15 protein-coding genes are annotated in these 13,944 nt (G+C 33.9%); 3 read left to right on the top strand and 12 right to left on the bottom strand.

The window, feature by feature from the left end; all coding sequences use genetic code 11:
- On the bottom strand, window positions 1-936 hold the full coding sequence (locus tag OZP15_RS11110; RefSeq protein ID WP_269225503.1) for an alpha/beta hydrolase: 936 nt from the start codon (window positions 934-936) through the stop codon (window positions 1-3).
- 90 nt (window positions 937-1,026) lie between these two features.
- A complete protein-coding gene (locus OZP15_RS11105; RefSeq protein ID WP_281336117.1) occupies window positions 1,027-2,460 on the bottom strand; it encodes a glycoside hydrolase family 28 protein in 1,434 nt (477 codons plus the stop codon).
- A 340-nt stretch (window positions 2,461-2,800) separates the two neighbouring features.
- Between OZP15_RS11105 and OZP15_RS11100 the strand changes: the two genes are divergently transcribed.
- The gene (locus OZP15_RS11100; protein WP_281336116.1) at window positions 2,801-3,838 is read left to right on the top strand and encodes a LacI family DNA-binding transcriptional regulator; all 1,038 of its coding nucleotides are present in this window, start codon (window positions 2,801-2,803) and stop codon (window positions 3,836-3,838) included.
- Between the two features lie 30 nt (window positions 3,839-3,868).
- Window positions 3,869-4,783 (top strand): glutaminase, encoded by a 915-nt coding sequence (locus OZP15_RS11095; RefSeq protein ID WP_269225502.1) that lies wholly within the window; start codon window positions 3,869-3,871, stop codon window positions 4,781-4,783.
- Window positions 4,784-5,258: 475 nt separating this feature from the next.
- Here the strand turns inward: OZP15_RS11095 and OZP15_RS11090 are convergent, their stop codons facing one another.
- The 6 genes from OZP15_RS11090 to xerA form a co-directional block, all read right to left on the bottom strand.
- A complete protein-coding gene (locus tag OZP15_RS11090; protein ID WP_269225501.1) occupies window positions 5,259-5,714 on the bottom strand; it encodes a PIN domain-containing protein in 456 nt (151 codons plus the stop codon).
- The gene (locus OZP15_RS11085) at window positions 5,707-5,934 is read right to left on the bottom strand and encodes a UPF0175 family protein (RefSeq protein WP_269225500.1); all 228 of its coding nucleotides are present in this window, start codon (window positions 5,932-5,934) and stop codon (window positions 5,707-5,709) included. Before OZP15_RS11085 ends, OZP15_RS11090 begins: the two co-directional genes overlap by 8 nt.
- 208 nt (window positions 5,935-6,142) lie before the next feature.
- Entirely contained in the window at window positions 6,143-6,943 is an 801-nt protein-coding gene (locus tag OZP15_RS11080; RefSeq protein WP_269225499.1) for a DUF4241 domain-containing protein, read from the bottom strand.
- 195 nt (window positions 6,944-7,138) lie between these two features.
- The gene (locus OZP15_RS11075; RefSeq protein ID WP_269225498.1) at window positions 7,139-7,489 is read right to left on the bottom strand and encodes a low molecular weight protein tyrosine phosphatase family protein; all 351 of its coding nucleotides are present in this window, start codon (window positions 7,487-7,489) and stop codon (window positions 7,139-7,141) included.
- 4 nt (window positions 7,490-7,493) lie between these two features.
- The gene (locus OZP15_RS11070; RefSeq protein ID WP_269225497.1) at window positions 7,494-7,808 is read right to left on the bottom strand and encodes a hypothetical protein; all 315 of its coding nucleotides are present in this window, start codon (window positions 7,806-7,808) and stop codon (window positions 7,494-7,496) included.
- Between the two features lie 150 nt (window positions 7,809-7,958).
- A complete protein-coding gene (gene xerA, locus OZP15_RS11065; RefSeq protein WP_269225496.1) occupies window positions 7,959-8,873 on the bottom strand; it encodes a site-specific tyrosine recombinase/integron integrase in 915 nt (304 codons plus the stop codon).
- A 433-nt stretch (window positions 8,874-9,306) separates the two neighbouring features.
- On the opposite strand from xerA, the gene OZP15_RS11060 reads away from it, so the two are divergent.
- Window positions 9,307-9,744, top strand: coding sequence for a hypothetical protein (locus OZP15_RS11060; RefSeq protein WP_269225495.1), 438 nt, complete (start codon window positions 9,307-9,309; stop codon window positions 9,742-9,744).
- A 132-nt stretch (window positions 9,745-9,876) separates the two neighbouring features.
- On the opposite strand, the gene OZP15_RS11055 is transcribed toward OZP15_RS11060, so the two are convergent.
- Genes OZP15_RS11055 through OZP15_RS11040 form a run of 4 tightly spaced genes read right to left on the bottom strand, consistent with a single transcriptional unit; the run spans window position 9,877 to window position 13,898 of the window.
- Window positions 9,877-11,112, bottom strand: coding sequence for a peptidylprolyl isomerase (locus tag OZP15_RS11055; protein WP_269225494.1), 1,236 nt, complete (start codon window positions 11,110-11,112; stop codon window positions 9,877-9,879).
- A 30-nt stretch (window positions 11,113-11,142) separates the two neighbouring features.
- A complete protein-coding gene (locus tag OZP15_RS11050) occupies window positions 11,143-12,240 on the bottom strand; it encodes a peptidylprolyl isomerase (protein WP_281336115.1) in 1,098 nt (365 codons plus the stop codon).
- A gap of 14 nt (window positions 12,241-12,254) precedes the next feature.
- Complete coding sequence (gldI, locus tag OZP15_RS11045; protein ID WP_269225493.1) at window positions 12,255-12,887, bottom strand: gliding motility-associated peptidyl-prolyl isomerase GldI; 633 nt, start codon at window positions 12,885-12,887, stop codon at window positions 12,255-12,257.
- A gap of 6 nt (window positions 12,888-12,893) precedes the next feature.
- Window positions 12,894-13,898, bottom strand: a complete 1,005-nt coding sequence (locus OZP15_RS11040; protein WP_269225492.1) for a DHH family phosphoesterase — start codon at window positions 13,896-13,898, stop codon at window positions 12,894-12,896.
- Window positions 13,899-13,944 lie beyond the last annotated feature (46 nt).

Raw genomic sequence — 13,944 nt, 5'->3', positions numbered from 1 at the left:
TTATTTGAATATTTTGTCTAAAAATTGAGTCGTATAAACTATTGTCTCGTCAAACCAAGGATTCAAAAACCAAAAAGAATGAGGCGAATTTTCAATAGTATGTACTTCATTGTAAATTCCATATTTGTTCAAAATGGCAATCATATCATCTCTTCCAGCGTGAAATCTGGGAACACTACTGTTGATGAATAAAATAGGAGGTGTGTTTTTATCGGTTTGATTTAATGGAGCGGCTTGTTCCCAAATTTGAGGTACTTCGGCATAGCTGCCACCAAGCCACAAACCAGCAACCGTTCCTTCTATCGATTCGGGATGCTTGAAGGCTAAAGTTCCATCAATATTTACAATAGCATTCACTTTTGAAGAAAATTTTTTATCTGAATTTGGTTCTTCAAAAGCGATTTTTCCATTCGTAGTTCCTATTAGTGAAGCCATTTGTGCGCCAGATGAACAGCCCAAAACTGCAATTTTGGTGGTATCTACATTGAATTTTCGAGCATTTTTTTTGATGTATTGAATGGCGTTTTTTACATCAAAAATACCAGCAGGATAAGGCGCTTCAAGAGATAATCTAAATTCGATATTGAAACAAGAATATTCTTTAGAAGCCATTTCAATAGCAAAGGTTTCCATTTGAGATTTATTACCTGATCTCCATCCACCGCCGTGAACTATTACAATTGCTGGATTTCTTTTTTTAGTTTGGTTAAAATAAGCGTCAAGGTGGAGTTCTCTATCTTTTATTTTTTTATAGACGATTTCTTTTTCCTCCTTTACTGTTTTATAGTTACGAGCAGGAACGTAGCTGATGTAAGGATGAGCTTTTTTAACTTTATCATACACGCTCTTTACCGTATAGCTGCTATCAACAGGAAATTTGCTTTGCGCAAATACTGCCGAGTAAAATAGTATGAAGAGTATAACAATTTTTTTCATTGTCTATTTTGTATTGCAAAAGATTGTCAAAATTTAAAACAGGAGTTTAATAAGTTGTAAACTCCTGTTTTTTGTTTTTTTATAAAAAGCCTAGTTATTAGGGTTCTTCATCGGAACACCGTTGATGAAAGAATTGATAAAGTTAAGATTGGTCACATTTTCTATAGAAAATGGAGTAGCTACTTTTTCGATAGTTACATTCTTGAATGTTATGTTTTTGATTGGTGACTCTTTGTAGCCTTTGGCTAGAATACTGTATTTTCCAGCATTTTTTACTTTTACATTTTCCAACGAAATATTTTCGATTCGAGGAATGAAGTTTCCAGTTTGATTTCCGTGAACGTTATAAAACATATCTACTTTTAATATAGCTTCACGAACTTGACCGATTTCGATGTTTCTAACATAGAAATTTTCGATTAAGGCGCCTCTTCTTGAATTGGTTTTAAGGCGAATAGCAACATCAAGGTTTGGACTATTCATAATACAATTTTCAACATATACGTTGCTCACTCCAGCGGATATTTCACTACCAATAGTTACACCACCGTGACCGTCAAACATGGTACAGTTTTGCACTACAATATTTTCGCTTTTTATCGCTACACGTCTTCCATCGGCATCTCTTCCTGCTTTTATGGCAATGCAATCGTCACCTGTATCGAAAATACAATTTTTGATAATTACATTTTTAGAATATTCAGGATCACAACCGTCGTTATTAGGGCCATGACTTCTTACAGTTACACCATCAATAGTTACATTAGTCGATTTGATGGGATGAATGACCCAAAACGGAACATCAACAATCGTTACATCTTTTAGAAGCACATCGGTACATTCAAAAAATTCGATAAAATTAGGTCGGATATAATGTCCTTCTCCAAAAATTCGTTTTTCTACTGAAATTCCTTCTTCAGCCATGTCCACTAATCTTGGGCGATTAAGTGGGTCAGATTGACTTGGAGCTCCCTTTTTCCAACCATAAGAACCAGCACCACACCATGGCCACCAATTGACACTGCTCGATTGTCCATTAAGTTTTGCTTTTCCGGTTACGGCAACATTTTGTTTTTTGTAGGCATAAATTAAAGGGGAATAGTTCATTAATTCGGTTCCTTCAAATGAAGTATGAACGATTGGATAATCTTTTGGATTGGTGCTAAATAGAATTTCGACACCATCTTCAAAATGAAGGTTGACATTGCTTTCTAAATGGATAGGACCAGTGAAATATTTACCAGCTGGAACCACAACAATTCCTCCACCATTTTTAGAACAAGTTTCTATAGCTTCCTTAAAGGATTTAGTGTTGTCAAAAACGCCGTCAGCTTTTGCTCCATAATTGGTAATGTCATATTTTTTATTAGCAAATACTGGAATTTTAACGCTTTGGATGATTTCTTGCATTTCTTTCCAAGTATCTTTTTTAGCAATTGTTTTTTTTGTTCCGCATGAAATTATAAATAGAGACAAAACTGAAACAGAAAGAAAGTGTTTTAAAGTTTGGTTTTTTGTGGTCATTTTGTTGATTTGTAGTTATTTATTAAAGTAAATAAATTATTTATAGGAGATTGTTATTTTGGCTAAAAATAAAATGCAATCGATTACGCAAATCTAATTTTTAATTTTCATTTAGCCAAAATAAATAACATGAAAAATAGATATGTCATAATATAATGTGTTTTTTATTCGATTTACTTAAAAAATATCAAATAAAAAATGCACTTTTGCTTTTTATTTAGTAAATAAATGAAATTTTAACGATTAATGTGTGTTTGTGGTGCAATTGATTTTACTTTTAGCCTTTATTTTTACTAAAATGGATTAATTTTATGCGTTTCAAAATAAATAGAATACCCTAATGACAAAAAAAACAACCATTTATGATATTGCCAAAGTATTGGATATTACTGCAGCTTCGGTTTCAAGAGCATTAAATGATAATCCAAAGATTAGCGAAAGCACTAGGAAATTAGTGTTAGAAACGGCTAATAAAATGAATTACAAACAAAATAAAGTAGCACTAGCACTTCGCAGTGGAAAAAGTTATAATGTTGGTGTAATTGTTCCTCGTGTTGATAGTAATTTTTTTGCATCAGTGATTCGAGGAATTGAGGAAGAGTTATATGCACATAAATACAATGTTATCATTTGTCAAACTCATGAAGATGAAAAACGGGAGTATGAAAACATCAATACTTTGTTAAATGCTCAAGTAGATGGAATTTTAATGTCGGTTTCAAACATTAGTTCTGAAAGTGTTAGTTCTGAAAATGATTTGATAATCAAGAAAGTTATAGAAAAAAATGTTCCTTTAATATTTTTTGATAGAAAAAGAAATATAGATGGCGTAAGTTCTGTTACTATCAATGATTATGAGGTTTCTTATATGGCAACTCAACATCTAATTGCACAAGGTTGTTCTAGAATTGCTCATTTTAAAGGAAACCAAAATTTAGAAATTTTCAAGAATCGTCTTAAAGGCTACAAACAAGCATTGGTTGATAACGGAATTGAAATTGACGAAAATTATATAATTCTTACTAAAAGTGATATTGAGGCAGGTGCAGAAGCAGTAAAAACACTTATGCAATTAAAAAACCTACCTGATGCTATATTTTCTTCAAGTGATTTTGCAGCTCTAGGTGCTATTCAACAATTGAAAGCTAATGGCATTCGTATTCCCGAAGATTGTTGTGTAGTGGGGTTTGGTAATGAACCTTTTACTGATTTTATGGAACTGCCCATGTCAACCGTAGATCAAGTTCCTCTAGAAATGGGAAGAATGACCGCAAAAGTATTTTTAGAACGAATAGAAAATGCTTCAAGTGTGAAAATTGAAAAAAAAGTTGTGCTTACTTCCGAGCTTAATATTAGACGTTCTTCCTCAAGAATATAGTAATTTTACAGAAAATATTCTAAATTACACATGGAGCATATTGAGCAAACCTTACAAGAAATCTACAAAGAATCACAAGTTCAAGACAAAATAGGAAGTATTGCCACCTATATTCCAGAATTAGCAACAGTTAATCCAGATAGTTTCGGGATTAGTTTGACCACTATTCAAGGTAAAAATTTTGGAATAGGAGATTCAGAAGTGCGTTTTTCTATTCAATCTGTTTCTAAACCCTTGTCGCTAGCATTTGCATTTACCATTCTAGGAGATACAATTTGGGAAAGAGTAGGTGTTGAACCGTCGGGAACTCCTTTCAACTCTTTAGTGCAATTAGAATTCGAAAAAGGGATTCCTCGAAATCCTTTTATTAATGCGGGAGCTATTGTTATTGCTGATATGATCGTGTCTAGTTTTGAAAACCCAAAGCAAGAATTTCTCGATTTCGTTCGAAAAATTTCTGGTATTCCAACCATTGATTTTGATTTGAAAGTAGCTCAATCCGAAAAAAAGGAAGGATGCAGAAACACTGCTTTGGCAAATTTTATAAAGTCCTTTGGGAATTTGAAAAATGATGTCGATTTAGTTTTAGATTTCTATTTTCACCAATGTTCGATTACTATGTCTTGTCACGAATTGACAAAAGCTTTTTATTTTTTGGCAAACGAAGGAGTGTCTATGTCAGGAATGCAAGTTTTAGACAAAAGCCAAGTAAAACGGATGAATGCTTTGATGCAAACCTGTGGGTTTTATGACGAATCAGGAGAGTTTACCTATCGTGTAGGCTTGCCAGGCAAAAGCGGAGTAGGAGGCGGAATTGTCGCTTTGTTTCCTAAAGAATTTATTGTTTCTACCTGGAGTCCAAGATTAAATTCTAATGGAAATTCTGAATTAGGGATGTTTGCTCTGGAGCAGCTCACCACAAAAACAGGGATGTCTATTTTTTAGGATTTAGAAGAAAAAATAGCCTCATCTTAAAAGACTTTATTTGAATTGGGGGATTGAAAAACGGAGAGGTTTTAATAGAAAATAGTGGTTTTTTCATAGCCTGACGTTCCAGCGCTACACGCAGTTTGGGACTAAATTAAACCCTATTTTCGGATTTGCCACCCAAGCGATAGCGAATAGACGAAGTAAATCATCCCAAATACAAAACCATTTTTCCATTAAGCCAATTGCCCAAATCCGTTGTATCTATGATACCTAATGCTTGGATTAGCGGGACTCAAAAGTGAAGGAAAACACTATAAAATCTCCAGAAATTACTCCAAAAAAAAGAGGACTATAAATCCTCGTGCTATTCTCTCTAAAGCTCTTACGATAAGTACATAGGTTGACGGACGTATAATCGGTTCCGTTCAACAGGAGTTTCATTGTTCGTGCTGCGCACGCAACGAAACTCTAGCTGTTAGTGGCTGGCAATTTATTCATTATTCAACTTTAGTATTTCATCTATAATATTGTTAGATATTCGAAAATTCGTCAATAACAATTTATCAATTAAAGGCTTAACTTTTGGTATAATGGACATTTGTTTAGCTTTGTGAATTACTCCTAATGCTCCAGTTGTCTTAAGTTTTAATTTTACAGCTAATTTGCGAGCTTTGAGGTCATCCAATAATAATGTAACATCTTCAAATTCCGAAGCTAATGCAATTGCACTTGCTTCGCCACGGTCTATTTGTGTTTCCAAAAACCTTTGATATTTTTCATCAGTTACTGATTGTACAGTAATCCAATCTGGTAATTTTTCTCCGAATTCTTCAGCTATTTCAGGAGTAGTTATAAGTTCTCCATAAACATGTTTTAAGATACTTAGTTCATTTATTTTATGAAGAATAATCAGAGTGCTTGTATCGGAAATTACTATTTTATGCATTTGCTATATCTGATTGTAAATCATCAATTGAATTACTAAATATTGAAACACCATATTTTCCAAGTATTTCTATGAATGCTCTTTTTGTCAGTCCTGCTATTTCTGCAGCTTGTCCTGCAGATAATTTTGCATCTTCATAAAGTTTTGACGCTATTATCATTGAAAAATCGTAATCTTTCAAATCAACACTATCAGGTATATTTAGTTGTATTGTTCTCATAATTTCTCTTTTTTTTCAAAAGTACAAAAATATTAAACGATAAGTTTTATTGTGCGCTTTTTTTGCTTACCATTAACGTTCTGGCACTACAGCGGGTTTGGGACTAAATTAAGCCCATTCTTCGGATTTGCCAAATCATTCCAAATACAAAACCAACTTCCCATTAAGCCAATTGCCCAAATCCGTTGTAGCGTGTGTTGGCGGTAGGTTATTTCTTCAGTTTTGGTAATTCTACAACGAAGAAATCGATTATTAATGATGTGATTTTTCCATTTGCATCAATTCCCCAATATGCTGGATATAAACCATCTCCGTAACCTGATTGAAACATTGGGATATTTAATTCTGTTTTAGGAAACGTGTAATTAATCCAATTCCCAACATCTTTTGGGTCATTTTTATTAACTGCATTTTTTTTAAATTCAGTTTCAAAATAATCATCATAAATATTTTTGTTTGAATCTTTTTCATAAAATTCCTTTTGGAATTTGTCAAATTCTAAACCTGTTTTATAATCAAAAAAACTTGCTAAACCTGCATCAACAGTAAAACCAAAAAAGGAATCATCTTCTTTTAGTTCATTGCTGTTTTCGTTTTCTCTTAATGCAAGAATCCATTTAACGGCTTTTTTGTCAGTGATTTCCAATTTTGCCAACGCAAATCTATCGCCCGATTTTTTTGTTTTAGCTATATAGATTTTCATTGGATAATTCCCAGGGTTTACACTTTTAGATAAGGGAATCAGTTCGGTATAGACCAAAGGGTCACAAACAATTATTTTTCCAGTTGGTAAATTTAAATTTCCAATATTCAGTAGCGAAATTTCAATACCGTCAATTTTTTTATTTTCTAAAATCAAATTATAGTCAACAATTGATTCTTTATCATTATTTGAGCTTTTTTCAATTGATTTTTGAATTAAACTTTCATTTTTAGTTTCAACATTTTTGGTTTGCGAATTACAAGCAAATAAATTAATTATTAAAGAACTGAATATTATCTTTTTCATTTGGTTGTTGTTTCCTAATTAGTTGTTTTTTGATGGTTAACTTACCGCCAACGTTTCGCCGCTTTGCGAAGGCGGGGATTTTCAGCACTAAACTTCATTAGAAGTACAAAGCTTGAATTTAGCACTTCACTGTCATAGAAGCACGAAACCCCCGCTTTTGCAAAACGGCTGTTAGCGGGTCGTTGTTTCTCTTCGTCAAATAAGTTTCCTGCTGTATACATCTTCTACTTTGTCTTTTAGTATTCCAATTAATTCAGTCTGCATATAGTCATAGTCGTCTGGAATGTACAAGCAAACAATTCTCTTGTTTTTATAGATTTCAGGAAAATGTTTTCTTATATGATTTCTATGGTGTTTTTCCATTACAACAATACTGTCAGCCCAATTTAATATTTCTTCTGTTAGAATTGTGTTTGCTGACTTGTCTGTCCCTGCCGACTTAACTTCAAAACGGTCGTCATCTTCGTAAATTTTATGAGCCGTTGCACTTCTCATTCTGTTTACTGTACAAACAAATAGCAATTTCAGTTTTGTGTTAATTTGCATGTTCTTATTCTTTCACGTTGCTTGTACATTCGTCAAACGTCTTATTAAAGTCTCGCTTTCTTTTGTAGTTCAAGTCATCACTTAATTTTTCATATTCAGCCCAAAGCATAACATCTCTTGTGTCAAAAGTTGCAGTTTCAATGTATTTGCTCAAGTCTGTCAAATCGCCATTTGCCAAAAACACAATACAACGAATAACTCTGTCTGTTTTCAGATAGTCAACTTTGTTGATTGCGTCAAATAACATTGTCGTTGCCTTGTCTGCATTTGCTCCAAAATCAGTTTGTATTCTTGCTTTTATGTCGTCTTTAAGTGTCATTCTTTGGTGTCGTTTTACAATGCCCGCTAACTACTATATATACGCATAAAACTACCACTTTTTATTCTAAATTGGCATGTTATACGCATGTTTTTAATAGTTTTTGAGCGTTTTATTTTTTTGTTTGTTTTACAAATTTAAAAATATTTCTTACATATCAAAAGGATTGATAATCTTTTTTAACGAAGTATTGGTTACATGGGTATATATCATAGTTGTCTTCGGACTACTATGCCCTAACAAATCTTGTATGTATCTCAAATCGGTGCCACTTTCTAATAAATGTGTGGCAAAACTATGCCGAAGGGTATGCAAACTAATGGGTCTAGTGATTCCCGCTTTTTTAGCTGATTGTTGCAATACAGATTGTGCACTTCTACTACTATATTGTTCTCCATGTTGCCCTTCAAATAAAAACATTTTTGGTTTATAAATGGCATAGTACTCTCGTAGTAGTTCTAAAACTTTTGTTGACAATAAAGTGTATCGGTCTTTTTTGCCCTTTGCATTTTTAACATGAATTAGCATCCTTTGGCTATCAATATCAATGATTTTCATGTTTATAGCTTCACTAATTCGGAGTCCAGATGAGTAAATTAAAGCCAATAGCGTTTTGTGTTTTATATTGGTTGTCAAATCAATAAGTCTAAATATTTCTTCTTTACTTAAAACATTGGGTAGTGTTTTCGCATTTTTAGGACGGTGAATTTTATCTACCAGCATTTTGGTTTCACGAATGGTTTGGAAAAATAATTTTATAGCGTTGACAATTTGGTTTTGATACGATGCAGATAGATTGTTTTTCAAAATATATTCGTTATTGTAAATAACCACATCATCGTTAGTGATTTCGGCAATAGCTTTTTCTCTATAAAAAACCAAGAACAATTTTAGTGCTTCGCTATAAGTAGTAATGGTATTTTCGCTGTAGCGTTTGGAGCGCAGTACTTGTTTGAATTTTTGGATTTGTTCTATGCCATCTGGAGACGGAATAGTGTGTGATAAAGGAAGAATCCTAAACCGAATTCTATTTTCTTCGGTATCAGGAATGTGCCAAACGCCCATGGTTTGACTCCAGCGTGATCCTTCTATTAATTTGATTCTTGTTATTAATTCAGCATTTTTTTCGAAATAAACGGCTATTCTTTTTTGGTTTCGATGAGTGATGATTTTGGCTTTCTATTTCATGATTAGTACTTTTGTTGAACTAAAATAAGGATTTGTTTTTAATTTTAAAACTTTGCGAACTTTGAGCAGGGCATTCGCTTTTGAAACCGAAGAAATTCTAAATAAAAAAAAACACCGCTGATTCGCTGATTTTCATAACATAAATTAGATAAAATTAACACTGATTTTTGAATTAGTGCAATAAAATAGTTCTGATTTATTTTAAAATCTGCGAATCTGCGGTAATTTTCTAAAAGCGATTGCCTTAACTTTGGTAAACTTTGCGAACTTTGTGAAAAACTTTACGACCTTTGTGGTAAAATAAATTCAAATGAAAATAAACCTAAAAAACGGAATCGATAAACTCCTTTTCGGAATGAAACAAAACGATGTGGTGGCACTTTACGGAAAACCCAACCGCAATTATAAAGATGAAGACGACAATGTGATTTTTGCCTATAATGCCCTCAAAATGCGTTTGACATTTTATAAGGATGAAGAACTAAAGCTGGGGTATATTGTGGCTTCAAGTCCCGATTTAGAATTGTTTGGTAACACAATCATTGGCAAAAAAATAAGTGCGGTTAAAAAGGAATTGGCTACTAAAAATATTACCAAATTTACAGAAGAAGATTTTGATACTTTCGAAAATTATTTCAACGAAGACAATTGGTTTATCCTGCAAACCGAATTTGAAGAAGTGGTAAAATTTGAAATTGGTGCTATTATCAATGCCAAGGACGAATTTGATTGGAAATTTAAGAAATAGTGGTCAGTAATCAGGTTGCAGTAATCAGATTTTTACATTTATAAAAATATCCCAAAAACACCAAACCCCGACAAAATAAAATTGTCGGGGTTTGTTATTTAATATCATATCGGAATAAAAACGAGTGTGAATTTATTGTTTTACTTCAGCTTTGATTTCAGTCATTTCGATTTCGAAAATCAAATTAGCATTTGGCGGTATCACATTTCCAGCACCATTTTCACCATAAGCAAGACTTGATGGTATGAATACAATGGCTTTGTCGCCAAATGACAACTGATTTAATCCTTCAAGAAATCCAGGAATCATGTTTTTTTGTCCAGTTTCAAAAGGAAAGGGTTTGTAACCGCCTTGCGCATCTCTGTTGGCATCATATATTCCGTAGCTTTTAGCCACATCTGAAAAATTACTGTCAAATAAAGTTCCATCTTCTAAATAGCCAGCATAACTGATGTTAACAGTTGTTCCGTTGGCAGGTTTTACATCGCTTCCTTTTTGAGTGATTTTATACGATACACCTGATGGAGTTGTGGTAGCAGTGGCCTTTGTTTCGGCTATATAGTTTTTTTTAGCAGCGATTACGCTTCCGTATTTTTCAAAATAAATTCGTTTGTTTTCGGCTTCAATTGCGGCTTGTTTTTTCTTGTTTTCTTCGTCTATAGCGGCTTGTTTTTTAGCTTCTTCGTCCTTGTTAGCATAATAATCAGCAAATACTTTTGGTGCGTTAAAGGCTAAAGCAGCGGCTCCTTTTCGGGTAATGGTAATTTTTAAAATTACATCGTCTTGTGCTATCGCATTGACAATTTCCATTCCTTTGGTTACATGACCAAAAATGGTGTGTTTGCCATTTAACCAAGGTGTGTCTTTGTGGGTGATAAAAAACTGACTTCCGTTAGTGGTTGGTCCAGCATTGGCCATAGCTAGAATTCCTCCTTTGTCAAATTGCAAATCGGTAAACTCATCTTTGAATTTATAACCCGGTCCACCTGATCCATTTCCGGAAGGATCTCCTCCTTGAATCATGAAATCAGCAATTACACGGTGAAATTTTAATCCGTCATAAAAAGGTTTTCCTTTTAGTTTAGCATCGCTAACAAAAGTGTTTTTTCCTTCGGCCAATGAGATGAAGTTGGCTACCGTTACAGGTGTTTTTTTGTATTCTAATGCTACCACAATGCTTCCTTTATTAGTAGTAATTGTGGCAAAAATGCCTTCAGGAGCTACTGTTGTTTTTGGTGCTGGCTTTGCTACTGTTTTTGGTTTTGCAGTTGTGGTTGCCGGTTTTTTGGTTGTTACTGGTTTTTTAGCTGTTTGCGCTTGCATATTTAGCATTCCCAGCAATATGAATAAAAATATTTTAGTTTTCATTTTGTTTAAATTAAAGTCTGTTTTTTGTAGTTAATTTGGTTTTTCTAATAATTCGATTTCAAAAATAATATTGGCATTTGGTGGAATTACTCTTCCAGCTCCAGCTTCGCCATACGCTAGATTTGATGGGATAAATAGTGTTGCTTTGTCTCCTATATTCAATTTTTTGACACCTTCAATAAATCCAGGAATTAAGCCTTCTTGAAACAACATCGGTTGATATCCGCCTTGAGCAACTCTATCAGGATTGAGTTTTCCAAAGTTTTTTGCCATCTCTTCAAGGCTGGTGTCAAAAAGTGTTCCGTCTTCTAGAAAACCAGTGTAGTGAATGTAGATATCTTGTCCGCTAGTCGGTTTTTTACCACTTCCTTTTTGGGTAACGATATATTGCAATCCAGTTGATGTTTTGGTTGTTTTGGTTTTTAAAGCTTTAAGACTAGCCGCTTTTTGTTCGTAAATTACTTTGTATTTGGCGTTTGCAGCTGCTTCGTTTGCAGCTTTGTTTTTTTGAATTTCGGCTTCGGCAGCAAAATAATCTTGAAATACTTTTACGGCATCAAACTTTTTAGCAGCTTCTCCGTTGCGGATGATGGTTATGGTTTTGATGTCGTCATTTTGTACGATTCTATTAACGGTTTCCATTCCGTTTTGAACAACATGGCCAAAAATGGTGTGCTTACCGTCTAGCCAAGGCGTTTCAAGATGCGTGATAAAAAACTGGCTGCTGTTGGTTCCTGGACCACTATTGGCCATAGCCAGAAGTCCTGCTTTGTCAAAAACTCTATCGGTAATTTCGTCTTTAAATTTGTAACCTGTATCTCCTGAACCCGTTCCCAAAGGATCACCACCTTGAATCATGAATTGAGGAATTACACGGTGGAATTTTAAACCGTCATAAAAAGGTTTGTTTTTTAATTCTTCATGGGTAACATATTCATTTTTTCCTTCGGCCAAAGTGACAAAATTAGCCACCGTTACAGGTGTTTTTTCATAATCCAATTGTACGATGATGTCGCCTTTACTGGTTTCTATTTTTGCATACAATCCGTCGGGTAAATTATTTTTTTCTTCTTGTTTGCAAGAAAATAAAGTGAGGGCAAGGATGAATGATACAATGCTTTTTTTCATTTTTAAATGTACTTTTATTGAGTTAAACTGTCTTTTGGTTTGTGTTTTTCTTCTAATTCGGTACTTTTTTGCTTTAACAAAATTTCTTTTTTAAAGGCTGATTCCGAAATAAAATTATGTAGCGTTACGGTACACATCAACGGTTGGTTTGTACCAATTTTTTTGTTGTCACCGTGATAACCATAAGCAATATGCGACGGAAAAAGAAAGACAATCTTTTCGTTTTTGTGCATTAATTTGATGCCTTCACGCAAACCGGTCATGATATTTTGCTTGTCCACCGAATAAGTTTGCGGTCTTAATTCTAGTTCAGAATAAATGATATTGCCTTTTAAGTCTTTTATTTCATAGTCAAAGAAAGCGACATCTCCTTTTTTAGGCGTAATGGTATCGAGCGTATTTTGTGTCAAATACGTGTACCAATAGCCTTTAGTCGAAGCCATGTACTTTACTTTTGGATTACTCTTGATGAGTTGTTCAATTTGCTCTTCTTCGGTAGCAACTAATTTTTTGTTTCTTTCTGCTGATTTTTTCATAAAAGTTCCCGAAGCTTGAGAGAGTGGTCTTCGAGCTTCTTGTTCTTTATTGCAACTGAAAATGAGACTGGTAATTAATACTAGTGCTAGTATTAGTTTAGGGTATTTCATGATGAATTAAAGTTTTAATTGAGCAACCAAAGTTTCGAATTTACGCACAGTTTCTTGCATTGAAACTTCCGATTTTCCTCCCGCAGCATTCCGATGGCCACCACCGTTAAAATGTTCTCGGGCAAATAAATTTACATCAAAATCGCCTTGCGAACGAAACGAAATCTTAATGATTTTTTCTTCGGCATTTTCGATAAAAATAGCAGCAAAAACAATTCCTTTGATGCTTAATCCGTAATTGACAATTCCTTCGGTATCGCCTTTTATGTAGTTAAAAGAATCTAATTCTTCTTGAGTTAGTGTGATATAGCTGGTTTTGGAAGTTTCTAAAAGTTTCATGTTTTGCAAGGCTCTTCCTAGTAATTGCAATCGGCTGTAAGTACTGTTATCGTAAAGCAAACTTGGAATTTCTGTGTTCTCGACTCCCAAATCGATTAAATCGGCAATGATTCTGTGGGTTGTTCCTGTAGTTTTTGGAAAACGAAACGAACCTGAATCGGTTAAAATTCCTGTGTAAATACAGGTTCCAATGGTTTGGTCAATATCGGATTTTTTGCCAAGAAAAGAAATGAAATTATATAACATTTCGCACGTAGAACCAAAAACCGTATCCGAATAAGTCACCACGGCATAATTATCTGGCGATTGATGGTGGTCAATCATAACGAAAGGAACGGTTAGTTTTTCGAGGGCTTTTTCCATTTCACCCACACGGTGTAAAGCATTGAAATCTAATGTAAAAACGAGTTCTACTTCTTCTAAAATTGTAATACAATTAGTTTTGTCTTTTTCGAATATTTTAACGGTTTCCGAGCCTGGCATCCAAGCTAAAAAATCAGGGAACTCGTTGGGAGAAATAACAACAGGTTGGTGGTTGTTTTTTAATAAAAAATGATACAATCCAAGGGTTGAACCCATAGCATCACCATCAGGACCACGATGTGGAATAATAGCAATCTTTTTTGGGGTAGATAATAGTTGGTGTATCGCTTGTATGTCTTGTTCTTTCATAGTCTGCGAATTTACATTTTTTTACTTTAATGCTGAAAACATTTTG

This window comes from Flavobacterium eburneipallidum (assembly GCF_027111355.2).
GTDB classification, from domain to species: domain Bacteria; phylum Bacteroidota; class Bacteroidia; order Flavobacteriales; family Flavobacteriaceae; genus Flavobacterium; species Flavobacterium eburneipallidum.
Note: the sequence above shows the minus strand (reverse complement) of the source record. Positions and strands in the feature narration are given on the sequence as shown.

Coding starts and splice junctions, on each gene's coding strand:
- OZP15_RS11085 (WP_269225500.1), bottom strand. CDS start 5,934: ATGAGAACAATACAACTAAATATACCTGATAGTGTTGATTTGAAAGAT.
- OZP15_RS11105 (WP_281336117.1), bottom strand. CDS start 2,460: ATGACCACAAAAAACCAAACTTTAAAACACTTTCTTTCTGTTTCAGTT.
- OZP15_RS11095 (WP_269225502.1), top strand. CDS start 3,869: ATGGAGCATATTGAGCAAACCTTACAAGAAATCTACAAAGAATCACAA.
- OZP15_RS11070 (WP_269225497.1), bottom strand. CDS start 7,808: ATGACACTTAAAGACGACATAAAAGCAAGAATACAAACTGATTTTGGA.
- OZP15_RS11060 (WP_269225495.1), top strand. CDS start 9,307: ATGAAAATAAACCTAAAAAACGGAATCGATAAACTCCTTTTCGGAATG.
- OZP15_RS11050 (WP_281336115.1), bottom strand. CDS start 12,240: ATGAAAAAAAGCATTGTATCATTCATCCTTGCCCTCACTTTATTTTCT.
- OZP15_RS11080 (WP_269225499.1), bottom strand. CDS start 6,943: ATGAAAAAGATAATATTCAGTTCTTTAATAATTAATTTATTTGCTTGT.
- OZP15_RS11075 (WP_269225498.1), bottom strand. CDS start 7,489: ATGCAAATTAACACAAAACTGAAATTGCTATTTGTTTGTACAGTAAAC.
- OZP15_RS11055 (WP_269225494.1), bottom strand. CDS start 11,112: ATGAAAACTAAAATATTTTTATTCATATTGCTGGGAATGCTAAATATG.
- OZP15_RS11100 (WP_281336116.1), top strand. CDS start 2,801: ATGACAAAAAAAACAACCATTTATGATATTGCCAAAGTATTGGATATT.
- gldI (WP_269225493.1), bottom strand. CDS start 12,887: ATGAAATACCCTAAACTAATACTAGCACTAGTATTAATTACCAGTCTC.
- OZP15_RS11110 (WP_269225503.1), bottom strand. CDS start 936: ATGAAAAAAATTGTTATACTCTTCATACTATTTTACTCGGCAGTATTT.
- OZP15_RS11040 (WP_269225492.1), bottom strand. CDS start 13,898: ATGAAAGAACAAGACATACAAGCGATACACCAACTATTATCTACCCCA.
- OZP15_RS11090 (WP_269225501.1), bottom strand. CDS start 5,714: ATGCATAAAATAGTAATTTCCGATACAAGCACTCTGATTATTCTTCAT.
- xerA (WP_269225496.1), bottom strand. CDS start 8,873: ATGGGCGTTTGGCACATTCCTGATACCGAAGAAAATAGAATTCGGTTT.